General features: G+C 61.9%; 17 protein-coding genes. 5 read left to right on the top strand and 12 right to left on the bottom strand.

What is annotated here, in order from left to right:
• Positions 1 to 15 precede the first annotated feature (15 nt).
• The 3 genes from LB577_RS27895 to LB577_RS27885 all read right to left on the bottom strand — a co-directional run bounded on the left by LB577_RS27895 (position 16) and on the right by LB577_RS27885 (position 4,045).
• Complete coding sequence (locus LB577_RS27895; protein WP_224689768.1) at positions 16 to 1,443, bottom strand: amidase; 1,428 nt, start codon at positions 1,441 to 1,443, stop codon at positions 16 to 18.
• A 110-nt stretch (positions 1,444 to 1,553) separates the two neighbouring features.
• Positions 1,554 to 2,588, bottom strand: a complete 1,035-nt coding sequence (locus LB577_RS27890; RefSeq protein WP_224689767.1) for an extracellular solute-binding protein — start codon at positions 2,586 to 2,588, stop codon at positions 1,554 to 1,556.
• Between the two features lie 401 nt (positions 2,589 to 2,989).
• Positions 2,990 to 4,045: a hypothetical protein gene (locus LB577_RS27885; protein ID WP_224689766.1), complete on the bottom strand. Its 1,056-nt coding sequence runs from the start codon at positions 4,043 to 4,045 to the stop codon at positions 2,990 to 2,992.
• A 117-nt stretch (positions 4,046 to 4,162) separates the two neighbouring features.
• On the opposite strand from LB577_RS27885, the gene glf reads away from it, so the two are divergent.
• The 3 genes from glf (at position 4,163) to LB577_RS27870 (ending at position 8,522) form a co-directional block, all read left to right on the top strand.
• Positions 4,163 to 5,347 (top strand): UDP-galactopyranose mutase, encoded by a 1,185-nt coding sequence (gene glf / locus LB577_RS27880; RefSeq protein WP_224689765.1) that lies wholly within the window; start codon positions 4,163 to 4,165, stop codon positions 5,345 to 5,347.
• A gap of 598 nt (positions 5,348 to 5,945) precedes the next feature.
• Positions 5,946 to 6,719 carry an NAD kinase gene (locus tag LB577_RS27875; protein WP_224689764.1) on the top strand — a complete coding sequence of 258 codons (774 nt, stop codon included), beginning with the start codon at positions 5,946 to 5,948 and terminating at the stop codon, positions 6,717 to 6,719.
• 192 nt (positions 6,720 to 6,911) lie between these two features.
• On the top strand, positions 6,912 to 8,522 hold the full coding sequence (locus LB577_RS27870) for a DEAD/DEAH box helicase (RefSeq protein WP_224689763.1): 1,611 nt from the start codon (positions 6,912 to 6,914) through the stop codon (positions 8,520 to 8,522).
• An 84-nt stretch (positions 8,523 to 8,606) separates the two neighbouring features.
• On the opposite strand, the gene LB577_RS27865 is transcribed toward LB577_RS27870, so the two are convergent.
• From LB577_RS27865 to LB577_RS27850, 4 genes are all read right to left on the bottom strand, one after another.
• Positions 8,607 to 9,212, bottom strand: a complete 606-nt coding sequence (locus tag LB577_RS27865; protein WP_224689762.1) for a hypothetical protein — start codon at positions 9,210 to 9,212, stop codon at positions 8,607 to 8,609.
• A 244-nt stretch (positions 9,213 to 9,456) separates the two neighbouring features.
• Positions 9,457 to 10,107 carry an OmpA family protein gene (locus LB577_RS27860; protein WP_023764311.1) on the bottom strand — a complete coding sequence of 217 codons (651 nt, stop codon included), beginning with the start codon at positions 10,105 to 10,107 and terminating at the stop codon, positions 9,457 to 9,459.
• Positions 10,108 to 10,259: 152 nt separating this feature from the next.
• Positions 10,260 to 10,628, bottom strand: a complete 369-nt coding sequence (locus LB577_RS27855) for a GFA family protein (RefSeq protein ID WP_224689761.1) — start codon at positions 10,626 to 10,628, stop codon at positions 10,260 to 10,262.
• Between the two features lie 106 nt (positions 10,629 to 10,734).
• Entirely contained in the window at positions 10,735 to 11,625 is an 891-nt protein-coding gene (locus LB577_RS27850) for a LysR family transcriptional regulator (RefSeq protein WP_224689760.1), read from the bottom strand.
• A gap of 104 nt (positions 11,626 to 11,729) precedes the next feature.
• Here LB577_RS27850 and LB577_RS27845 point away from each other — a divergent pair, with 104 nt between their 5' ends.
• On the top strand, positions 11,730 to 12,599 hold the full coding sequence (locus LB577_RS27845; RefSeq protein ID WP_224689759.1) for an NmrA/HSCARG family protein: 870 nt from the start codon (positions 11,730 to 11,732) through the stop codon (positions 12,597 to 12,599).
• A 76-nt stretch (positions 12,600 to 12,675) separates the two neighbouring features.
• On the opposite strand, the gene LB577_RS27840 is transcribed toward LB577_RS27845, so the two are convergent.
• The 5 genes from LB577_RS27840 to LB577_RS27820 form a co-directional block, all read right to left on the bottom strand.
• Entirely contained in the window at positions 12,676 to 13,053 is a 378-nt protein-coding gene (locus tag LB577_RS27840; RefSeq protein WP_224689758.1) for a hypothetical protein, read from the bottom strand.
• Between the two features lie 310 nt (positions 13,054 to 13,363).
• Positions 13,364 to 13,786, bottom strand: a complete 423-nt coding sequence (locus LB577_RS27835) for a GFA family protein (RefSeq protein WP_224689757.1) — start codon at positions 13,784 to 13,786, stop codon at positions 13,364 to 13,366.
• Positions 13,787 to 13,819: 33 nt separating this feature from the next.
• Positions 13,820 to 14,951, bottom strand: a protein-coding gene (gene prfB, locus LB577_RS27830; protein WP_150111225.1) for a peptide chain release factor 2 whose coding sequence is annotated in 2 segments (ribosomal slippage) — positions 13,820 to 14,884 and positions 14,886 to 14,951 — 1,131 coding nt in all. Because the reading frame shifts where the segments join, the coding sequence is not laid out codon by codon here.
• Positions 14,952 to 15,100: 149 nt separating this feature from the next.
• Positions 15,101 to 17,545: a penicillin-binding protein 1A gene (locus LB577_RS27825; protein WP_224689756.1), complete on the bottom strand. Its 2,445-nt coding sequence runs from the start codon at positions 17,543 to 17,545 to the stop codon at positions 15,101 to 15,103.
• 213 nt (positions 17,546 to 17,758) lie between these two features.
• Complete coding sequence (locus LB577_RS27820) at positions 17,759 to 19,018, bottom strand: N-acetylmuramoyl-L-alanine amidase (protein WP_224689755.1); 1,260 nt, start codon at positions 19,016 to 19,018, stop codon at positions 17,759 to 17,761.
• Positions 19,019 to 19,670: 652 nt separating this feature from the next.
• Between LB577_RS27820 and LB577_RS27815 the strand changes: the two genes are divergently transcribed.
• Positions 19,671 to 22,664: a ribonuclease E/G gene (locus tag LB577_RS27815; protein ID WP_224689754.1), complete on the top strand. Its 2,994-nt coding sequence runs from the start codon at positions 19,671 to 19,673 to the stop codon at positions 22,662 to 22,664.
• Positions 22,665 to 22,687 lie beyond the last annotated feature (23 nt).

The raw sequence follows: 22,687 nt of genomic DNA, 5'->3' as shown, positions 1-22,687 counted from the left end.
CGCTCCAGAGGTCACTCAGAGCGAAGGGCGTGTCCCGGCGTCTCCATACCATTGCCCCCGGGCCGTTTCATAGGCCAGCCCGGCCCTGAAGACATCGGCATCGCTATAGGTACGGCCGACGATCTGGATGCCTGTCGGCACGCCGCTTGCCGCATGCCCCGAGGGTATGGACAGAACCGGGCAGCGGCTCATCATGTTGAACGGCGTCGTCATCACCCAGCCGAGCGACGGGTTCACCTCTTTGCCATTGATCTCGACCCTGTCCCTGGTCTGGTCGAACTCCGCCGGCACCGCCGGAAGCGCGTTGGTCGGGCAGATCAGCACGTCATGGGTTTCCAGCAGCGGACCCAGCGTCTGGTACATCCTGGCCGCCACATCGAGCGTCGCGACAAAATCCGTTGCCTTGGATTTTTGTCCATCCTCGGCGAACTGCCGGGCGTAGCTGGTCATGTCCTTGCCGTGCTTCCCGAGCAGTTGCGACAGCGATGCGCCGAAAAGATGCTCCAGGTAAGCCATGCCGGCCTTGAGCACATCATCCCCCCAGCCCAGATCGACCTCCTCGACGGTGGCGCCGAGCGAGCGGAACACGTCGCAGGCGGCAAGAGTGTTCTTGCGCACGTCAGGGTCGACTTCAAAGGAGCCGAGATCCATGGAAAAGGCTATTCTCCAGCCCTTGATCGGCTTGTGGTCGAGCGGCAGGCGCAGCTTCGGGCGTAGCGTGGCGATATCGAGCGGGCTCGGTCCGGCCATGACGTTCTGCAGCAGGATCGCATCCCTGACGTTTCGCGCCAGCGGACCGGTGTGGCAATAGAAGTCGAGGTTGAACGGCGGTTCGTCCGGATTGCGCCCGTAAGGCGGCTTGAAGCCGACGAGGCCGCAGGCCGAGGCCGGAATGCGGATCGATCCGGCAATGTCCGAGCCGGTGGCGATCGACGACGTGCCGGAGGCAAGCGTGGCCGCCGAACCGCCGGACGAACCGCCCGGCGTGAAGTCGCGGTTCCACGGATTGCGGGTGACGCCCCAGCGCTTCGACCAGGTGTAGCCGGCACAGCTGAACTCGGGCGTCGCCGTGCGGGCATGGATGATACCGCCTGCCTTGATAACGCGCTCGTTCATCGTCGAGGTGTGGCCGCCAATGGCGTCCTTCGACAGCAGGGAGCCGTGCGATGTCGGCTTGCCCTTGATGTAGCTCTCGTCCTTGATGCCGATCGGCAGGCCCTCGAGCGCGCCGGTGCGGGCGCCCTTGGCATATTTTGCCTCGGCCTTGGCCGCCAGCCCCATCGCTTCCTCGAAATGCGTGAAGGTGAGGCAGTTGATCGCCGATTTGGTGGCTTCGGCACGGCGGATGGTGGCGCGCATCAATTCGACGGGCGACAGTTTCTTCGCCTTGAACAGCCTCAGTGCTTCATGGGCCGGCATATAGCAAAGGTCGAGATCGGACATCGGAAATCTCCCGCGATCGCGAGACCGCACTTGGCATCAAGGGTCGGATATGAGGGTGGCCGGACCGCGCGCTGCGGTCCGGTGGCTGTTCGTAGGGTCGGCCGGCGGCGCTACTTCTGCAGGTCGGTCCAGATCTTCGTGTAGAGCGCCTGCACATCCGACGGACAGGCCGGCATGAACTGGCCCTTGGCGGCGAATTCGGCCGGAACGTTGACCTCCGGTGCGTTTTTCATGTCGTTGGGCATGAAGGCTTCCGAACCTTTTATGCCGTTCGCGTAGCGCGCAAAGGCCGAGATCATGGCAGCGTTCTTCGGGTCCATGATGAAGTTCTGGAAGAGCTTGGCATTCTCGACATTCTTGGCGTCCTTGAGCACGGCGACATTGTCCATCCAGATCGGAAAGCCTTCCTTGGGATAGCCGTAGACGATCTTGTCGTTCTGCAGTCTCTGCCGCAGCGAAATGCCGTTCCAGTTGACACCGGCGGCGATGTCGCCCCTGCCCAGGCCGTCGACGGCCGCGTAGTCGAGCGAAAGCCATTTCGCCTTGGCCTCGACCAGCTTGTCGTGGACCTTCTTCAGCACCTGCATGTCGCTGGTGCAGTACTGGCCGCCTTCATAGGCGATGGCGAGGAACATGATGTCCCCCATTTCGGGGACGACATTGATCTTGCCGACCAGCTCGGGCGGCGGGTCGAGGAAGAGCGCCGAGGTGTTGGGGTCGCCGGCATAGACCGACTTGTTCACCGAAATGCCTGTCGTGCCCCACTGCCACGGAACGGTATATTTGCGGCCCGGATCGAAGGGAACGTCTGCCCATCTGGGATCGACGTTCTTGAAATTCTCCATCTTGTCGGGATCGGTTTCGAGCAACAGGCCTTCGCTAATCCAGATCGGCACGACGCTGGCGGAGGGCACGACGATGTCGTAGCCGGAAGCGCCCTGGCGGACCTTGGCCAATGCGGTGTCGTTGGAATCATAGTCGGTGACGGTGACCTTGACCTTGTAGGTCTCCTCGAATTTCTTGATCAGGTCCGGGTTGGTGTAATTGCCCCAGTTGTAGATGTTGAGTTCGCCATCGGCGCGGGCGACGCCGGTTACGGCGAGCAGCGACAGCCCGACGGTTGCCGCGGTCAATTTCCAGTTCATGCGAGTGCTCCCATTGTTGGGACCGGCAGCGTATCGCCTCAGGTCCATTTCCTGCTGATGAACAAGCCTGATGACGCCTTCGCCCCGATTGCGGGCCGGATGGCCGTCACGATATTCCCCTTTTCGCGGCCATTCACCGGCGCATGCCGGCTGGCCAACTCTTAACGCCAGGAATAATTGTAACTAACCATACAGTCAATATGTTTTCACAGGCTTTGCCAGTGCGGCCGGCTTCATCGGCGTGCGCGGCCGCTGCCTTCCCGAGCGATTTCCAAAGGGACGTCAGCGACTGGAGGACGGGCCGGCTTGCCTAGTGAGACCATGCAAGGCGCCGGCAGGCGCTGCCACGAAGTCCGCGACCCGACAGATCTTGCCTGGACGCCCGACGGCGATGCCAACCTTCAGGTTGTGACGGGTGGAAGCGAGATCGTATAGTGCGGTGGTGTCGACGCCTTCCGGCCTCTCCTCCACTGCTTCAACCGATCTCTCAGGCGGATCGGAGGCTTCTCGTAGATCGGAGGAACAAGGCCAGCGAGTTCATAGTAGCCATCGAGGATGTTGGTGCGCAGCAATTGGCGTTCCTGCGGATAGAAGCTGAAATGCGCCACGATCAGGTTACCAAATATCTTGCCCGGCCGGTCCAGTCTGGTGGGCAAGGTCGCCGAAAGCCACTCCTCCTCGTCGCCCGACGGCGGATGAAAACTCTCTCCCAGGCTGACGATATCCGATCCAAAAAAGCCGAGTGCATTGATCGAGAAGCGCGACAGCCTGATCTCCCTATCCGGCACGCGGAAGTCATCAAGCCGGTTGGCGCGGACGGCGTCGATGAAGACCGGATGAAGCGCCTGTGGAAAGCTGGCATGAGCCCAGGAGAATTCGCATGACGCCTGGCAAGTCAGCGGCCCGTCCACCAGGACCCTGGAAAGCTGCTTGATCAGTGAATTGCAGATGGCGTTGTTGATGATCAGCGGCGCGTACCAGATGGCCGATCCTCTCTCGGCCATGACCCTCGTCATGAACTTTTGAAAGAAGCCATCCTCGACAAAAACCACATCGTCGTCGAGGCGCAGGTAGAAAGCCTCGGCATCATCGCAGAAGCGATAGAAGTCACCGATGACGTTAAACCCGCCATCGGCGTGTGGAAGTTTCTTGATCCGGCATCGCGGGTCGGAGGCGGCCAGCCGTTGAAGGTAGGCGCGATCGGCTTCGTTGCGGCAGTTGTCCCACAGGTGCCATTCGTGCACGTCGGGGCTTTTCAAAACGTGATGGCTGAGCAAGCGAAGATATTTCTCGCGCCCTGCCGGAGTCACAACGATCAGCTTCATGAAACGTACAATCCTGTGACGGCGGTGGTGTAGTCGGCCGATTGACCAACGATGACAAATCAGGTGGTCGAATACTGATGTTTCTTTCAGGCTACAACAAAGCTGATGTAGCTTGCCTAAAAATCTTTCCATCCATTCGGACTGCCACCGCGAGTTCCAAACACTTCAACCCCATGTCGTTTTTCGCTTGTGTCGTGAGCGGCGGCAGCGAATAAGGCACGGACTTCAAACGCTGGATGGATCGGCCGAATGGACAAGAACCTGCTGACCGACGCCGATATCCTCATCGTCGGCGCGGGATTCTACGGCGCGACGCTGGCGGAGCGTATCGCCACCCAACTCGGCCGGCGGGTCTTGGTGATCGACCGACGCACGCATATCGGCGGCAATGCCTATACCGAGCAGGATCCCGTCACCGGCGTCGAGATCCATCGCTACGGGCCGCATCTGTTCCACACATCCAACGAGGAGGTCTGGACCTATCTGCGGGGTTTCACGGGCTTCACGTCCTATCGCCATCGCGCATTCTCGACCTATCGCGACAAGGTCTATCCGCTGCCGATCAACCTCGCCACGATCTGCCAGTTCTTCGGCAAGCGGCTGAGCCCGGACGAGGCACGCGGCATGATCGCCGAGCAGGCTGCGGAACTTGGCGATCGCCCGCCGGCCAATCTCGAGGAGAAGGCGATCTCCCTTGTCGGCCGTCCCCTCTACGAAGCCTTCATCAAGGGCTACACCGCCAAGCAATGGCAGACGGACCCGCGCGAACTACCGGCGCAAATCATCGCGCGCCTGCCGGTCCGCTATACGTTCGAGGACGGCTATTTCAATGACCGTTTCCAGGGCCAGCCCGTGGACGGCTACACCGCGATCTTCGAAAAGATGCTTGCACACGACCTCATCGAAACACGGCTTGGCGTCGACTTCTTCGACATCAAGCCCCTGCTGCCGAAAGACCTGCCGGTCGTCTATACCGGCCCGATCGATCGCTATTTCGACTATTGCGAGGGCGAGCTTGGCTGGCGGACCATCGATATCGATCTGGAGGTGATGAACGCAACGGATCATCAGGGCACGGCGATCATGAACTATGCCGACGAAGCCGTGCCCTACACCCGCGTGGTCGAATTCCGGCATTTCAATCCGGAACGCCAGCACGGAAGCGACAAGACACTCATCGGCCGTGAGTATTCCCGTTTCGCCGGCCGCGCCGACGAACCCTACTATCCAATCGACACACGCAAGGACCAGGCGGTCTACCGCCGTTACCTCGAAAGGGCGGCGGCCGAGAAAAACCTGCATCTGGGGGGACGGCTGGGCACCTACCGGTATCTCGACATGCACCAGGCGATCGGCGCGGCTCTCAAGGCCTTCGAAACCGTCTTTGCACCCCATTTCACAGGCAAGCTCGATTCACTTCCGCGATCGGCATAGTTTCACGATCGCAACGACTTCACGGTCGGAAATAATTTACGATCGGAATGAAGGCCGTACGGCTTACAGCTCCGCCCGTTGCGGGCAAGGCATTCCGGCGGCGTCGCCACAGCGAGATGCCGTGGGCACTGGTCTGTTGCTCATTTCTTCCGACTGGCGAACCAGCTCGGCGAAGACCAGCGCAAAGCTTCCCAGGATGACAAAAACGATGATCAGGCGTGCTAACGGCAATGTGTCGGCCTCGTCTGTTAGCGCGCACATCCCCGAACATCAGGATATTCTCGAGGGATCATGCACACAGATCAAAAGTGCCGCAGCGTCCTTTTGATGTCCCGAGGGATCCGGCAATGCTGCGGGCGCCCCACGCCACCCATGCCGGCTAACATGATCGATCCAGCTTTACGAGAGGTTACGCCCGGCCTTAACCATCACATTCGTTGGTGCCTTGACATCAACCGCGACCGGCCCGCTTCGGCAGGCCGCGGCGCGATCGCTTTGCCGGCCGACACAACGGCTCTCTTTGCAGACCTGCCCGCCCCATGCTACCCCGGCGCTGGCGCGGTCGGAACTGCCGCCAATCGGTCGCGATCGGGAAGCCATGAGCACAGCCGCCAACAGCATCGCCTTCGTCTCGTCCGACACAGCAGACGCCAAGGCGGCGCTGGAAAGCCTGTCGGCGCGCTATGGCCAATGTCCAGTCGCGGATGCCGGGGTTGTCGTGGCCTTGGGCGGCGACGGCTTCCTGTTGCAGACCTTGCGCGACACGATGGGGACGGGAAAGAAGGTGTACGGCATGAACCGTGGCACCATCGGGTTCCTGATGAACGAGTACCGTTCCGGTGGGCTCACCGAGCGCATCGCGGCAGCGGTCGCCGAGACGATCCGCCCGCTGGAGATGCTGGCCGTCACCTCGGAAGGCGAAACGGTCTCGGCTCTGGCGATCAACGAAGTGGCGCTGTGGCGCCAATCCTATCAGACGGCCAAGATTCGCATCAGCATCGATGATCAAATACGGCTTGAAGAGCTGAATTGCGATGGCGTCATGATCGCGACGCCGGCCGGATCCACGGCCTACAATCTCTCCGCACATGGCCCGATCCTGCCGCTCGATGCGCCGCTTCTGGCGCTGACCCCGGTCAGCCCGTTCCGTCCGCGCCGCTGGCGCGGTGCATTGCTCTCGAACAAGGCGACCGTGCGCTTCGACATTCTGGAGCCGCAAAAGCGGCCGGTGAACGCCGCCGCAGACCATACGGAAGTCAAGGCGGTGACCTCCGTGACGGTGCGGGAGTCGCCGACGGCGACGGCGACCTTGCTGTTCGATCCCAACCACTCCTGGAACGAGCGCATCCTGGCCGAACAGTTCCGGTATTGAGCCGGCACAGACACAAGCAGCCGGATTAAGCATCGCGATTAAGGTTACGACTTCACAATCGCGCCAATCCCGCCCGTTTCTGTTGACAAATCGCGGGCTTGCGCCTAATCGCAATACCAATCTTGCAGGCGCGTGGCGCTTGCCGCGACGAACAACGTTGCGCTTCCCCGAACCAGCCAAAGACAGCAACACTTGTCCTCAGACACCACGACCGCTCAAGAAGCGTTGACCTTTTCAGACCTCGGCCTGTCGCCGAAGGTGCTTTCCGCAGTTACCGATGCCGGCTACACGCAGCCGACTCCGATCCAGGCCGGCGCCATTCCGCACGCCTTGCTCGGCAAGGACGTGCTGGGCATTGCCCAGACCGGCACCGGCAAGACGGCTTCCTTCGTACTGCCGATGCTGACCCGGCTGGAAAAGGGCCGCGCGCGTGCCCGCATGCCGCGCACATTGATCCTGGAACCGACGCGTGAGCTTGCCGCGCAGGTCGAGGAAAACTTCATCAAGTACGGCAAGAATCACAAGCTCAACATCGCGCTCCTGATCGGCGGCGTGTCGTTCGACGAACAGGACAAGAAGCTGGAGCGTGGCGCCGACGTGCTGATCGCGACGCCCGGCCGCCTGCTCGACCACCGCGAGCGCGGCAAACTCTTGCTCAACGGCGTCGAAATCCTCGTCATCGACGAGGCCGACCGCATGCTCGACATGGGCTTTATCCCCGATATCGAACGCATTTGCGAGATGATCCCGTTCACCCGGCAGACGCTGTTCTTCTCGGCGACGATGCCGCCGGAAATCACCAAGCTTACCGAAAAATTCCTGCACGCGCCGGTGCGCGTCGAGGTCTCCAAGGCCGCGTCGGCCGCGACCAACATCATCCAGCGGCTGGTCAAGTCGGGCTCGAAACCCTGGGACAAGCGCGAGACGCTTCGCAACCTGATCAAGGCTGAAGATGCCGAGCTGAAGAACGCCATCATCTTCTGCAACCGCAAGGTCGAGGTGTCGGAGCTTTTCCGCTCGCTGCTGAAGTATGATTTCGACGCCGGTGCGCTGCATGGCGACATGGACCAGCGTGCCCGCATGCAGATGCTGGCCAATTTCCGCGATGGCAAGCTGCGCTACCTCGTCGCTTCGGACGTTGCCGCGCGCGGCCTCGACATCCCCGATGTCAGCCACGTCTTCAACTATGACGTGCCGATCCATGCCGAGGACTATGTCCACCGCATCGGCCGTACCGGCCGCGCCGGGCGCTCGGGCAAGTCCTTCACCATCGCGACCAAGTCCGACACCAAGTATATCGACGCCATCGAGCGGCTGATCGGCACCAAGATCGAGTGGCACGACGGCGATCTGTCGACGGTGGTCGCCAGCGAAGGCGAGGACGACGCGCCGCGCCGTGGCAAAGGCGCGCCGCGCCGTGCCGGCCGCAAGGATGACGACCGTAAGGACAGGGGCGAGCGTAAGGACGGGGGCGAGCGCAAGAAGGGCGGCGAACGTCGCGCCAGACACAGCGAGGAAGACGCCCCGGCCGTGGCTGCCCAGCAGCACGAGCAGTCCGATGCGGCAGAGACGCCGGTCGCCGACGTTGTCGAACGGCGCGCGCGCAAGGATGCAATCCGTTCGGAAAACACCGAGCGTAAATCCTCCGATCGCAATGAGCGCGCACCGGAGCGCGGTGATACCAGGCCGCAGCGCGGCGACAACAACCGCCCTGGCCGTCAACGCCATCAGGAAGACAACGACGCTACCGTCGGCTTCGGCGACGACATGCCGGCCTTCATGCGAATCGTCGCCAAGGTCTGATTCCCGGGCGGGCAAGCCAGCGATCCGGCTTGCCCTCGGTAGACGCACAGATGGATGTCGACAAGCCTCGGCTTGGCGTGCCTGTTACATCGGGCCGGGCATCATCTTGGTCGGTTTCTCCAGCATCGGAAACTCGGCCTTGTTGCATTTCACCTTCGGGTTCGTCGGACTGAACATGCCGTTGGGATTGTCGTTCAGCCAGGCGTGAAGGTCGTAGTGGACGAATTCCCTCGGGATGAGCGGGTAATGCCCCTCCATCGGGCCCATGAAGGTCTGGCCAAACAGCTTCGGCGGCGCTTTGACGTCCGGCGTCAGCGGCACCAGCCATTCCACACCGACCAACTTCAGGCCTTTCTTGGTCGGCTCGTAGATCAGGACGTTGGGCTTCATCGGGTCGAGTTTCTGGCCGACACTCGGGACATTGACGAAATGGATGCCCATGGCGCCCTTCGGGTAGTCCATCGAGCCCGCTATCTTTTCTCCGCTGTAGTAGACGCAGCCGACCGTCGACAGATAGAGGTCGCGGACGGCGGCGGTGTAGTCCTCATATTTGGCGAGCGATTTTTTCAAGGCGTCTATGTCGGCCTTGTTGGCGTCCTCGGCCCTCGCCGCAGCGAGGCCCAGCCATACAGTTGCAATGCCTGTCAAAGCAAGGACGCCGCAGCGCCCAAGGGTGGCTGTTCTTGTCATGCATTCCTCCCAGACTTCTGATCTGGCCGTGCAAGACCGAGGCGGAAAAATGCTGATTGCGCGGCCGATTGTACCGCCTCATCCCCTCCGGAACAGGAATAACAATATTCCTTTCCCTGGTCGCGGGAAAGAAATTTATTAGAAATTGCTAAAATATAGCGCACCCCCGCTCAAGCGAAACGGCTCCCCGTGGGAGCCGTTTCGTAGTGGCTTGCCGAACAGGTCGGGGCGCTTGCCGGACAGATCAGGTGAGCGGCGAAAGCTGTATCTCGACGCGACGGTTCTGGGCGCGGCCCTCGGACGTCGCATTGGAAGCGACCGGACGCGTCTTGCCGAAGCCGGTGACGGCAAAGCGGCGCTGATCGACGCCCTGGCCAGACAGATAATTGGCGACCGCCAGCGCACGACGCTGGGACAGATCGAAATTGTGCTGGTCGCCACCGGTCGAATCGGTGTGGCCGAAAACGTCGACCGTGGTCTGCTTGAACTTCTTCAGCACCAGCGCAACCGAGTTCAGCACCTGGTAGAAGCCCGGCTTCACCGCATCCTGATCCGAATTGAAGGTGATGTCGGACGGCATGTTGAGTATGATCTGGTCGCCGCTGCGGGTGACGCTGACGCCAGTGCCCTCGAGCTGCCGACGCAATTCCGCTTCGTTCTGATCCATCGTGGCGCCGATGGCGCCGCCGGCCAGCGCGCCGATGCCGGCGCCGATCAGCGCATTGCGACGGTCATTGCCGCCAGCAAGGAGACCCAGGCTGGCACCCGCCAAGGCACCAAGACCGGCACCCGCGGCCGTGTTGGAAATCTTCTGGTCGCCCGTATATGGATCTGTGGTGGTGCAGGCGCTCACGAGCAAAGCCGTCGCCACGACGACGAGCACGGTCTTCTTCATAGATGGTCCCTCTCCAAGTCGCGCCTTTTCGACGGCGCCAAATCAGCCCTTGCCGCGACTTGTACCATGAAATGCGGCGAAAAGCGGAACAGGAAAATCGACCGCAACGGCTTTTCCCCGGAGCCGGTCAGGTAACGAACCGTGTTGGCTGGCTACCAGAGATTCTTGCCGTCAATGACCACCACTTCGACCTTGTCGAGATCGAAATCATCGAACAGCCGTGAATTGACGCTGATCTTTGGATTGTCGAAATCCGGCTCGCCGGTGGACCAGTCCGGTGTTTCGGTGAAAGTGCCGCAGCCGCAGATGGCGCAAAACCCATGTTTTACGGTTTTCGATCCCCACTGATAGAAGGAAACCTTGTTCGGCGGCGTGATGAGCTTGAACTGCGACGGGATGTAGTAGGCCCACAGCGAACCGCGCTTCGAGCAGAACGAACAGGTGCATTGCGTCACCGTTTGTGGGGCCTGCGAGACCTCGAACATCGTCGTCTTGCAGTGGCAGCTTCCCTTGATGATCATGAAACATCACCTCTCCGTTGTCCGCCGCCCCTGCAAAAGGGCACCATAAAGAAGCGATGCTGACAACTGTCCGTCAGCAGGCTACGGCTGAAAGCGGCCTCGGCCTTCACCTGCCGATATAGGCGGCCAGTTCGTCCGGCGTCCCATTTGGGAAAGCCTGTTTCAGGAAGTCCAAGAACGCCGATACGCGCGCACTGAGCAGCCGCCGAGATGGGTAGAGCGCCCATAGCGAGATCTCGGGGCCGTCGATATCCCCCCAATTCACCAGTGTGCCGTCAGCCAAATCGTGGGCCACCAATGAAATGGGAAGCCGTCCCGCACCGACGCCGGCTCGCACCGCATCCCGGACCATGATGAGCGTTGACAGAGCGAGGACAGGCTCGACTGTAATCGTCGAGCGGCCAGCTTGTGTCTTCACGTGCCATGTTTGCCGATCGCCTGGGCCGCGGGCAACGCCAGGAGCGGCGAGTCCATCTGTCGTGCGAGGAAGGCCGGGGCTTGCCACCACGACCAGACGGTCGCGCAGAAACGCCCGTCCGACCAGGCTTTCGTCGGGATCTGGATTGACTCGAATTGCCAGGTCATAGCCTTCCTCGATCATGTCCACATACCGATCCTCGGTCGTGATCTCAAGCCTAACCTCCGGATACTTAACGGCAAATCCCGCGGCAATCCTCCCCATTGCGGTCTGAGAAAAATGGAGAGGTGCACTGATCCGTAATCTGCCCTTGGGTCTCTGACCGCCCGAGGCAATCGCCGCCGCCGTCTCGTCCAGTTCGGCAAGCAACGTCCCCGTCCGCTCGAAGAGGGCCCGTCCTTCCTCGGTCAGCTTCAAGTCACGCGCGCCCCGTTCAAACAGGCGCAGATCAAGACTGCTTTCCAACTCTCCAACGCGCCGGGACAGCGTTGCCTTGGGCCGGCCGGTGGCCCTTGCAGCCTTGCCGAAGCCAGCATGACGGGCAACGAGATTGAAATCCGCGAGAGCAAGAAGATCCATGGCGCGTTCCACCAGTGAGACGATGCGTCTAAATTTTCCGCCTGTTGGGCGCTTTGTGAGCCACGCATATGGGAGGCGTCAAGCACCCCAACAGGAGAAATTCCATGACCATTCTCGTTACCGGCGCCACGGGCAACATTGGCCGCCAAGTCGTCGACCACCTCGTCAAGCGCGGCGCCGATGTCCGTGCCCTCGTCCGCGATTCATCGAAAGCCAGCTTCCCGGCAGGCGTATCCGTCGTGCAGGGCGACTTCCTCGATGTCGATTCGCTGCGCAAAGCCATGTCTGGAGTTTCCACTCTGTTCCTCTTGAACGCCGTGGTACCGGACGAGTTCACCCAAGCCTTGGTCGCGCTGAACGTCGCCCGATCGGCCGGCATCGAGCGGATCGTCTATCTGTCGGTGATCCACGCTGACGTCTATGTGAACGTGCCGCACTTCGCCGGCAAGTTCGGCGTCGAGCGGATGATCGAGCAGATGGACTTCAAGGCCACGATCTTGCGCCCGGCCTACTTCATCCAGAACGATCTGATGGTCGAAGACACCATCACCGGCTACGGCACCTACCCAATGCCGATCGGCGCGAAGGGTCTTGCCATGATCGACGCCCGTGATATCGCCGAAATCGCCGCCCTTGAGCTGTTGCGCCGTGAACAGTCCGCGGAGCCGCTTGCGCTGGAGCGGATCAACCTCGTCGGTCCGCAGACACTGACCGGGACGGCTATCGCCGCAATCTGGTCAGACGTGCTCGCCCGTCCGATCAACTATAGCGGCGACAACACAGAGGGCTTCGAGCAAAATCTCAAGCAGTTCTTGCCTGCCTGGATGGCCTACGACATGCGTTTGATGGGCGAGCGCTTCTTCACCGACGGGATGCTGCCGGAAGCCGGCGACGTCGAGCGCCTGACCGCGCTTCTGGGCCGCCCACTCCGCCCATATCGCGACTTCGCCTCGGCACTCGCGGCTTCCGCCTGAGGCAACAGCGCCACAGGCCAGCCATCTCAACAAGGTTGTGGAACGATGGCCGGTCTTCCGATGCATTTGTCACAACCTAAAAAGAGCGCGGCGGGACGAACAGGCAGATCGTCCTGCCGGCATCGAGACCGCCTTGATGAGCGCACCAGTGAAACTCGCCGTCAGGACTGTCCTTGATGCGCTTGTCTGTCATGGGAACGACCTCGCCGGTGCCGGCGATCACATAGCCTTCGGGTTTCTCCAGCACTTCCCCGGTGTGTGTGGCACGACAATCATAGTTGGCACAGCAAGCGAATGGATAACTCCAGCCTTGCGGCTTTGCCGCCGTGGGCTTGGCGTCATGGGCAAAGGCAGCTGGCGTAAGCATCGCGAGCGCACCGATGGCGAGCAGGGAAAACATAAGTCGGCCAGCCGGTTGAACGGCTCTGGCCGATCGGAATGTGGCAGCAGACATGGAAACGTTCCTTTCAACGAGCATCAAGCGTTTCGCTTGCCCGTTCCCGGAACGTGTCTTCCCAGTGGCCGGATCGTCAGGTCGCAGATATGCCGCGTCCGGCCATAAATGCTTTTTCTCTCCCAGCCTTTGGATGCTGGGCTGATTCCCTGGCAGGCGCAAGAAGTTGCTGCTATCGGCGATATCGCCGTGCAGGCGCCAACCCTCTGCCATTGCTGACGAGATTCAGGCCAGGTCCCCCTCCCGGCATACGAGTTTCGAATAACGGGCGAGCATCGAAATAACGGCGATTGCCCGAATCGGTTCCAGCCTATCGAGCGTCGGAGCCGGCGATCACGTGCTCTTGATATTGCGGCAGGTCGTCGGTGATGTCGAACCAGGCCGCCTTGGAGCCGACGAAAATGTGCGCGGTCGGATGAATGGAAGGATCGTCGACAAGGGTTCCCATCGGCACATGGAAAAAGGCTCCTTCGCGTACGAGCGAATAGAGCAAGGAGCCGCACAGTCGGCAGTGGGCGTCATGAGCGCCGCTTTGATCGCCGAAGATCAGGAGCCTGTCCTTGCCTGCGACCAAGGCAAGCTTGTCTCGCTCGATCCCGGCAAAAGGTTTGAAGGCCGAACCGGTGGTCCGCCGGCAATTCGAGCAGTGGCAGTTGGCCGCGTAGACGAATTCGTCGGCGACGTCGTAGCGGACTGCTCCGCAGAGGCATTTTCCCGAGAGCCTGCGTGCCATCGTCGGTTCAGCTCCGTCGTTCAAGCGGCTGCTTTAATCCAGGTCCGCCACCACTTCACCCGCACCGCCCTCGATGCGTTGCGACAGCGAAGCCTCCATGAAATCGTCGAGGTCGCCATCGAGCACACTGGAAGGGCTGGTGCTTTCGACACCGGTACGAAGGTCCTTCACCAGCTGATAGGGCTGCAGCACATAGGAGCGGATCTGGTGGCCCCAGCCGATATCGCTCTTGGACGCTTCGGTCGCGTTGGCAACGGCTTCGCGCTTCTTCAGCTCCTCCTCATAGAGGCGCGAGCGCAGCATCTCCCAAGCCTTGGCCTTGTTCTTGTGCTGCGAACGCTCGGCCTGGCAGGCAACCGCGATACCCGTGGCGATATGGGTGATGCGCACGGCCGAATCGGTGGTGTTGACGTGCTGGCCGCCCGAACCCGACGAGCGATAGGTGTCGATGCGGACGTCGGATTCGGACACGTCGATCTCGATCGTGTCGTCGATGACCGGATAGACCCAGACGCTGGCGAACGAGGTGTGCCGGCGCGCATTGCTGTCATAGGGCGAAATGCGCACCAGGCGATGGACGCCCGATTCCGTCTTCAGCCAGCCATAGGCATTGTGGCCCTTGATCAGCAAAGTCGCGGACTTGATGCCTGCTTCTTCGCCGTCATGCACTTCCAGCACCTCGACCTTGAAGCGGCGGCGCTCGGCCCAGCGCGTGTACATGCGCAAAAGCATCGAGGCCCAGTCCTGGCTTTCGGTGCCGCCGGCGCCGGCGTGGACTTCGAGATAGGTGTCGTTGGCGTCGGCTTCGCCCGACAGCAGTGTCTCGACCTGGCGGGCTTTCGCCTCGCCCTGCATGGAGCGAAGCGCGGCCTCGGCCTCGGCGATGACGCCTTCGTCGCCCTCTTCCTCGCCGAGCTCGATCAGGCCGATATTGTCCTCCAGCGCCTGCGTCAGGCCCTTGACCGATGCAATGCCTTCCTCGAGGCCCTGGCGCTCGCGCATCAGCTTCTGCGCCTCCAGCGGTTCGTTCCAGAGGCTGGCGTCCTCGGCGCGAACGTTCAGGTATTCAAGCCGCTTGATGGCCTGATCCCAGTCAAAGATGCCTCCTCAGCAGGGTTATTGCCTGCCTGATCTCGTCGACAATATTCTGCGTTTCCGCGCGCATGGCCTGGTATTTTGTCCTGTTGCTGAAGTGACACTTCGGTCGGCGCGATACATAGGGACGGCGCCGCCATGTGTAAAGCGAACATGTGTAAAGCGAATGGGCCGGCCCCAAGGTCAGCCCCCAAGGCCAGCCGTGCCGACGACCGACCGTCAGTAGAGTCCGCCGCCGCCGTCCTGGATGGCCTGGTTGGCCTGTGGCGACAAGGTGCCGCCGGAGGCATTGGAGCCGTCGGCGCCCATGCCGATCACCCAATAGCTGTCGGCGGGGCCGGTGCCCGGCTTGAAGGCCTCGACGATGGTGCCCGGATCGCCCGATGCCGCCCGCATGCCGGTCTTGCGGTTGATGGCAACCAGGTTCATGCCATCGGGAACCTTGAAGTCGACATTGGGCGTGCCGTCCAGCGCCACGCGCATGAAATCCTTGAAGATCGGGGCCGCGAGACCGCCGCCGGTGGCGCCATGGCCAAGGCCGCGCGGCGTGTCGTAGCCCATGTAGAGGCCGACCACGAGGTTCGGCGTGTAACCGATGAACCAGGCGTCCTTTTCGTCGTTGGTGGTGCCGGTCTTGCCGGCGATGTGCCGGCCGAGCTCACCGATCGTGGCGCCGGTGCCGCGCTGGACGACGCCTTCCATCATCGAGGTGATCTGGTAGGCGGTCATCGGATCGAGAACCTGCTCGGAATTGTCGACCAGTTCCGGCTCCGGCTGGTTCTTCCATTCAGGCGCGTTGCAGCTTTCACAGCCACGTTCATCCTGCTTGAACACCGTCTTGCCGTAGCGATCCTGGATGCGGTCGATCAGCGACGGTTTGATCGACTTGCCGCCATTGGCCATGATCGAATAGGCCGAAACCATGCGCATGACGGTGGTCTCGCCAGAGCCAAGCGCCATCGGCAGATACGGCGCCAGATGATCGTAGACGCCGAAGCGCTCGGCATATTCGACGACGAGCTTCATACCCATGTCGTTGGCAAGCCGCACGGTCATCAGGTTGCGCGACTTCTCGATGCCGGAGCGCAGCGTCGCCGGACCGGCGACGGTGCCGTCATAATTCTTCGGCGTCCAGGTCGTGTTGCCGCTCTGGATGGTGATCGGCCCGTCCATGATCACCGAGGCCGGCGTGTAGCCATTGTCGAGCGCGGCCGAATAGACGATCGGCTTGAATGAGGAGCCCGGCTGACGCATCGCCTGGGTGGCGCGGTTGAATTCCGACTGCGAATAAGAGAAGCCGCCGACCATGGCCAGTACGCGGCCGGTGTGCGGATCCATGGCGATCAGGCCACCCTCCACCTCGGGAACCTGGCGCAGGCTGTAGGTGTTGTCGGAGCCTTCGTTCTTCTGCACGAAGATGACGTCGCCTGGCTTCAGCACGTCGGCCGGTGACTTGGCCCTGACTGTCTTGCCATCGACCAAATGGCGCATGGCGAAACCCATGTCGTCCTTGCTGACGGTGCCTTCGACGCGTTCCTTGACGATCTCGCCCGACGCCTGGCGTGCGGGCTGCAGGCCGATCGACAACCCAGTCGCCGAACTGTCGAGCACGACGGCAAGCGACCATTCGGGAACGTCCTCCAGCCCCTTGACGGCGCCCAACGAGACGCCCCAGTCGCCGGACACGTCGATCGTCTTCACCGGCCCGCGATAGCCGCGCAGCGTGTCGTATTTCATCAAACCGTTCTGCATCGCCTTGCGGGCAATGAGCTGGACCTTCGGGTCGAGGGTGGTGCGAATGGACAGGCCGCCCTCATAGAGCGCGTTCTCGCCGTAACGGGCGATGATCTGCCGGCGAACCTCTTCCGTGAAATACTCGCCGGCGAAAAGATAGGAACCGGTGCGGCGCGGGGCAACGCCAAGCGGTTCGGCCTTCGCTTTCGCACCCTCTTCGGGAGTCACGTAACCGTTCTCGACCATCTGGCCGATGACCCAGTTTCGCCGCTCAAGCGCCCGATCGGCATGTTTGAAGGGATTGTAGTTGGCTGGGCCTTTCGGCAGCGATGCCAGATAAGCGGCCTCGGCCACGGTCAATTCGTTCACCGACTTGTCGAAATAGGTCAGCGCGGCGCCGGCGACACCGTAGGCGTTGAAGCCAAAGAAAATCTCATTGAGATAGAGTTCAAGGATGCGATCCTTGGAATAGGCCTGTTCGATGCGAAACGAAAGGATGGCCTCCTTGACCTTGCGTTCCAGGGAGCGCTCGTTGGTGAGGAGGAAGTTCTTGGCAACCTGTTGAGTGATCGTCGAACCGCCCTGCATCGGTCCACCCGAAACGTAAGTGAGCGCCGCCCGGCCCAATCCCGTTATGTCCACGCCAGGGTGGTTGTAGAAATTCTTGTCCTCGGCGGACAGGAAGGCAGCCTTGACGCGATCCGGGATCGCCTGAATCGGCAAATACAGGCGCCGTTCGCGCGCATATTCCGCCATCAGAGAGCCATCCGAGGCATGGATGCGGGTGGTCACCGGCGGTTCGTACTTGGCCAGCACTTCGTAGTCAGGCAGATCCTTTGCCACATGGCCGATGTAAATCGCAACGCCCGCCGCGACCAGAAGGGCCAGCGTCGTGCCGATGCCGAAGAAATAGCCAATGAGACGAATCATACCCGCTCCAGTCCTTGGTTCGGGAATTTCCTAAACGAAGCCGCCTTCCGCGCAAGCTTTCGTGCCGGGCCCAAACCGTAATCGAAAACCCATGTCGCCGCCATGTGGACAAAATACGGCAAGGCCTTGTTTCGTGGCCGCGTGCTGGAAATAAAGGCATCGGGTGTTGTCATACAGCAACGCCGCCTTTGGTTGTAGGCGTGGCCAGGCATGTCAGCCTCCGGTTCCGGCTCCGGCACGGGCGGAAGCAAAAAGCGCGACGGCGTTGGTGATGCTTTGCGCGGCTTTGTCGCGCCAATCGGCGTTGAGCAGCTGCGCCTCGTCCTTGGCATTCGAGAGATAGCCGAGTTCGACCAGCACCGATGGCACGTCTGGCGCCTTCAACACCTTGAACCCAGCCGAACGCTGCGGATTGTTGATAAGGCCGACGCTGGTCGAAAGCTGGCCGACCAATGTGTGGGCGAAACTCATCGAAAAGGTGTGCGTCTCGCGGCGGATCAGGTCGATCAGGATGTCCGTCACCTCCTTCTTATCGTCCTTGATCACCATGCCGGCGAACTGGTCGGAGAGATTTTCACGGTCGGCCAGCGCCTGCGCCTCGGGATCCGACGCCTTGTCGGAAACCGTATAGACGGTGGCGCCGCGGATTCCCTTGACGCTGATGGTGTCGGCGTGGATCGAAATCAGCAGATCGGCCTCATGCTGCCGCGCAATGCGGACTCGGTCGTCCAGGCGCAAATATTCATCGCTGTTGCGGGTCATGAAGACATCGTATTTGCCGGCCGCGGCGAGCTTGTCGCGCAATTCCGTGGCGAAGGCGAGCGTGACGTCCTTCTCGATGGTGCCGTTCAGGCCCTCGGCGCCGCCGTCGACGCCGCCGTGGCCGGGATCGATGACGACCGTGAAGCGGTGCCCGGGATTGGAGACCGGCCCGGTGCCGACCCGCCCGCCCTTGTCGGTCGAAACCGTGGAGCCGGTGGTCAGCGCCTGGTTGGCAAGGGCTGCATCGAACTCGCGCGCGGAGGCCGCCGACATATCGATGGCTATGCGGTAGCCGGTGCCGTCCTCGTCCTTGAGTACATCGAGCCTATCGACGGCGAACGGCCCCTTGCCGGTGAGGATCAGCCGCGAAACGCCGTCGCCGAGTTCGCCCAGGCGCACGCCCCTGACCAGGCCGCGCGGTTTCAGATCCTTGGCGTCGATGGCCAGCTTGGTGTGCGCCAGGTCGATGACCAGACGATTGGGGCCACGCAGCAGGAACCATTTGATGTCAGGCTCGCGATCGAATTCCATGACGATGCGCATCTTGGTGGCATCGCCCGCCATTTTGTAGCCTTTCGCCACCAGCGGTGCGTCGGCGGCATTGGCGAGGGAGGAAAAGGTGGAACAAACCACCAGCAGCACGAGACAGAAGGCGCCGAGAATCCGGCCGCCGACACGACATCCCTTGTCTGCGAGGTCTGCCCGTCCCATCTCTCTTCCAGTCGCTCCCGGTTTGGCGCCCGGCGCCCGTTCGTTTCGTCGAAGTGCCGGTTAGGCCGCGAAGTCGATTAACGATTGGTATCCAGAGAAGGTTAACCAAGCCTTTTCATGCAGGGCTGGAGCCCAGGTTTACGCTACGGAACTGCTTTTTGCCGGCATCGGAAATCGGGGTTGCCTTCCACCCCGCCAAATCATAAAAGCGATAGTGGATCACTGCAATCCTGGAACCGCCCTCCTCCGCAGCTTCCTGCTACAGGGTCAGATGAAAGGCGGCTCCTTTCGCTTCACGCGAAAAGGCTTCAGGTGATCGCGACGAATTTCGCAGGTGTGCGCCCGTGGCGGGGGAATCGCCTGCGTGAGGAAAACGGCCGGGTTTGTTCCCGCGCCGGCTCTGTACGAGCAAACAAGCTGGTCCGGTTTCCGGGCTTTGGTTCAAAGGTTCTGCTGGTGACGATGGCTTCAAGCGCAATCATGGAAAGGTCCGCATCAAACCGCGCCAATATGGCAGCGGGCGGCACCGCCATGACACGCAGGCAGCGTCCGGCGGACGTTCAATTATCCGGCACCCATATTCATCCAGACACACAGCAGCGGGCTTTGCCCCGCCAGCTGCGGCTGACGGCTGCCGGGGGGAAACGAAATAATGCCCAACAAAATGCTGATAGACGCCTCCCACCCGGAGGAAACACGAGTTGTCGTCGTACGCGGTAACCGCATCGAAGAATTCGACTTTGAATCCCAGGACAAGAAGCAGCTCAAAGGAAACATCTACCTCGCCCGCGTAACGCGCGTCGAACCTTCCCTTCAGGCAGCCTTTGTCGAATATGGCGGCAACCGTCACGGTTTTCTCGCCTTCAGTGAAATACATCCCGACTACTACCAGATCCCGGTCGCCGACCGTCAGGCACTGCTGCGCGCGGAAGCGCAGGAAGCCGAAGACGAGGAGAACGAGGATAGCGAAGGCGAGGATCGCCAGAGCCGCGATCGCGGTCGGCGCGGACGCCGGCGCGGCGGCAAGAGCCGCGACCGCGGCGAGCACCCGCGCGACGCAGGCGGAGCCGAATCCGGCGAGGCAAACGAAGCCGCTGGCGAGGCAAGTGAAAACGGCGACAGTGGCGCCGATGCCGTCGCCGAGGACACCTCCAATGTTTCCGAGACCGTCGAACACGCGGCGGATACGTCGGCGGATGCCGATGCATCCTCGCATGAAGAGGCTTCTGCCGAGCAGGAGGAAAGCGAAACCCGCGAAGGTGGCCCCACCTCGATCGCCGCCTCCGTCGAAGCCGATGTGATTTCCGAGCCCGTCTCGCAGGCGGACCAGGGCAGCGAAGCCACCTCCGCCGACAACGATCGCGGCATGCTCGAAGAGGTGTCGTCCTCGCATCCGGACGATCATGAGATCGAATCGGTCGGTGCCGAGGATGCGCTGGAAGAAGTGCGCAACCGCCGCAAGCCGGTGCGCCGCCAGTACAAGATCCAGGAAGTGATCAAGCGCCGGCAGATCCTTTTGGTGCAGGTCGTCAAGGAAGAGCGCGGCAACAAGGGCGCCGCACTCACCACCTATCTGTCGCTTGCCGGTCGCTATTCCGTGCTGATGCCGAACACGGCGCGCGGCGGCGGCATTTCCCGCAAGATCACCAGTGCGGTCGACCGCAAGCGCCTCAAGGAGGTCGTTGCCGATCTCGAAGTGCCGCAAGGCATGGGCGTCATCCTGCGCACCGCCGGCGAAAGCCGCACCAAGGCCGAGATCAAGCGCGACTACGAATATCTGATGCGGCTTTGGGAGAACGTGCGCAACCTCACGCTCCAGTCCACGGCCCCTGCCCTGGTCTATGAGGAAGGCAGCCTGATCAAGCGGTCGGTGCGCGACCTCTACAACAAGGATATCGACGAGATTCTCGTCTCCGGCGACGAAGGCTACCGCGAGGCCAAGGACTTCATGCGCATGCTGATGCCGAGCCACGCCAAGGTGGTTCAGCCGTTCCGCGACACGACGCCGATCTTCGTGCGCAACGGCATCGAGGCGCAGCTCGACCGTATGCTGCAGCCGCAAGTGACGCTGAAGAGCGGCGGCTACATCATCATCAACCAGACCGAAGCGCTGGTCGCCATCGACGTCAATTCGGGCCGCTCCACCAAGGAGCACTCGATCGAGGATACGGCGCTCCACACCAATCTCGAAGCAGCCGAGGAAGTCGCGCGTCAGCTCCGGCTGCGCGACCTTGCCGGCCTGATCGTCATCGACTTCATCGACATGGAGGAGAACCGCAACAACCGCTCCGTCGAAAAGCGGTTGAAGGATCACCTCAAGAACGACCGTGCGCGCATCCAGGTCGGCCGCATCTCGCATTTCGGCCTGATGGAAATGTCGCGCCAGCGCATCCGCGCCAGCGTGCTGGAATCGACCATGAAGCCCTGCCCGCATTGCGGCGGCACCGGCCATGTGCGCTCCGATTCGTCGGTCGCGCTGATGGTGGTGAGGGCGATCGAGGAATTCCTGCTCAAGGATTCGCGCAGCCACATCACGGTGCGCACGCCGTCGGCTACCGCACTCTACGTGCTCAACCACAAGCGCGGCACGCTGGTGGAACTCGAAAGCCGCTTCGGCCTGACCATCACGATCGAGGCCGACGATGCGGTTGGTGCCCAGCACTATGCGATCTTCCGCGGCGCGCTGGCCGAAAAGCCGGAAGGCTTTGTCGAGGCGCGCAGCCTGCCGGCCTATGTCGAGCCGGAAGAACCCGACGACGAGATCGTCATCGAGGAAGACGAGGAAGCACCGGCCCAGGCCGAGCAGCCAAGGCACGCCCAGCCATCGCAGCACCAGCAGCCCAGGTCGGGTGAGCCAAGGTCTGGTGAGCCAAGGTCTGGCGAACCCAGGACGGGCGAGCCGAGGTCGGGCGAGGACGGAGAAGGCCGCGACCGCAAGCGCCGCAAGCGCCGTAGACGGCGCGGCGGCAAGGATCGCGACCGCGAACATGGCGCCCCGACGGACGGCTCGTCCATCTCCGCACCGGCCGGCGATTTCGCCGAATCGGCACATGAGGCGGACAATGACGACACCGAAACGGACGATGCCGCTGCGATCTCTGCCAGCGCGTCCGACGAGGCGGTACAGGCTTCCGATGACAGCCAGGGCAAGAAGCGCCGACGCGGCAAGCGCGGCGGCAAGCGCAACCGCCGCGAGGACGGTGAAGGCGAGACCGAGGCCGAGGCCGGCGAAGCAGCCGATGCCTCGGTGGTCGATGCCGCTGAAGCTGAGACGGTCGCTAGCGAAGCCGTAGCAGTTGAAGAAGCTGCTACTTCTGCGCCGGCGAACGACGACGCCCCAGCCGAAAAGCCGAAGAAGAAGCGCGCTTCAAGGGCAAAGAAGGCCCCGGCCGAAGTCCCCGCCGAGGCGGTTACTGAGGCAGCTCCCGAAGCTGCCGTCGAGCCCGCTCCTGTGGACGATGCGACCGTCGTTGCCGAGCCGTCCGTTGCCGAAGAGGAGCCGGCGAAGGCCCGCCCGTCGCGGCGCAAGGCGGTGGCTGCGGATACTCCGGTCGTGCCGGTAGTCTCTTCGAGCGTCGCCGATGAGGCCAAGACCGAAGAAAAGCCGAAGCGTGCCGGATGGTGGCAGCGGAAGGGCTTTTTCTAAGCTTTTCAGTTAGTTGAGCTTAT

It is taken from the genome of Mesorhizobium sp. B283B1A (genome assembly GCF_020165735.1).
GTDB lineage: Bacteria > Pseudomonadota > Alphaproteobacteria > Rhizobiales > Rhizobiaceae > Mesorhizobium > Mesorhizobium opportunistum.
This window is presented reverse-complemented; position numbering and strand designations above follow the sequence as displayed.

Coding starts and splice junctions, on each gene's coding strand:
- LB577_RS27855 (WP_224689761.1), bottom strand. CDS start 10,628: ATGATCATCAAGGGAAGCTGCCACTGCAAGACGACGATGTTCGAGGTC.
- LB577_RS27825 (WP_224689756.1), bottom strand. CDS start 17,545: ATGATTCGTCTCATTGGCTATTTCTTCGGCATCGGCACGACGCTGGCC.
- LB577_RS27875 (WP_224689764.1), top strand. CDS start 5,946: ATGAGCACAGCCGCCAACAGCATCGCCTTCGTCTCGTCCGACACAGCA.
- LB577_RS27815 (WP_224689754.1), top strand. CDS start 19,671: ATGCCCAACAAAATGCTGATAGACGCCTCCCACCCGGAGGAAACACGA.
- LB577_RS27865 (WP_224689762.1), bottom strand. CDS start 9,212: ATGACAAGAACAGCCACCCTTGGGCGCTGCGGCGTCCTTGCTTTGACA.
- LB577_RS27885 (WP_224689766.1), bottom strand. CDS start 4,045: ATGGAAAGATTTTTAGGCAAGCTACATCAGCTTTGTTGTAGCCTGAAA.
- LB577_RS27840 (WP_224689758.1), bottom strand. CDS start 13,053: ATGTCTGCTGCCACATTCCGATCGGCCAGAGCCGTTCAACCGGCTGGC.
- LB577_RS27850 (WP_224689760.1), bottom strand. CDS start 11,625: ATGGATCTTCTTGCTCTCGCGGATTTCAATCTCGTTGCCCGTCATGCT.
- LB577_RS27820 (WP_224689755.1), bottom strand. CDS start 19,018: ATGGGACGGGCAGACCTCGCAGACAAGGGATGTCGTGTCGGCGGCCGG.
- LB577_RS27860 (WP_023764311.1), bottom strand. CDS start 10,107: ATGAAGAAGACCGTGCTCGTCGTCGTGGCGACGGCTTTGCTCGTGAGC.
- LB577_RS27845 (WP_224689759.1), top strand. CDS start 11,730: ATGACCATTCTCGTTACCGGCGCCACGGGCAACATTGGCCGCCAAGTC.
- LB577_RS27890 (WP_224689767.1), bottom strand. CDS start 2,588: ATGAACTGGAAATTGACCGCGGCAACCGTCGGGCTGTCGCTGCTCGCC.
- glf (WP_224689765.1), top strand. CDS start 4,163: ATGGACAAGAACCTGCTGACCGACGCCGATATCCTCATCGTCGGCGCG.
- LB577_RS27895 (WP_224689768.1), bottom strand. CDS start 1,443: ATGTCCGATCTCGACCTTTGCTATATGCCGGCCCATGAAGCACTGAGG.
- LB577_RS27835 (WP_224689757.1), bottom strand. CDS start 13,786: ATGGCACGCAGGCTCTCGGGAAAATGCCTCTGCGGAGCAGTCCGCTAC.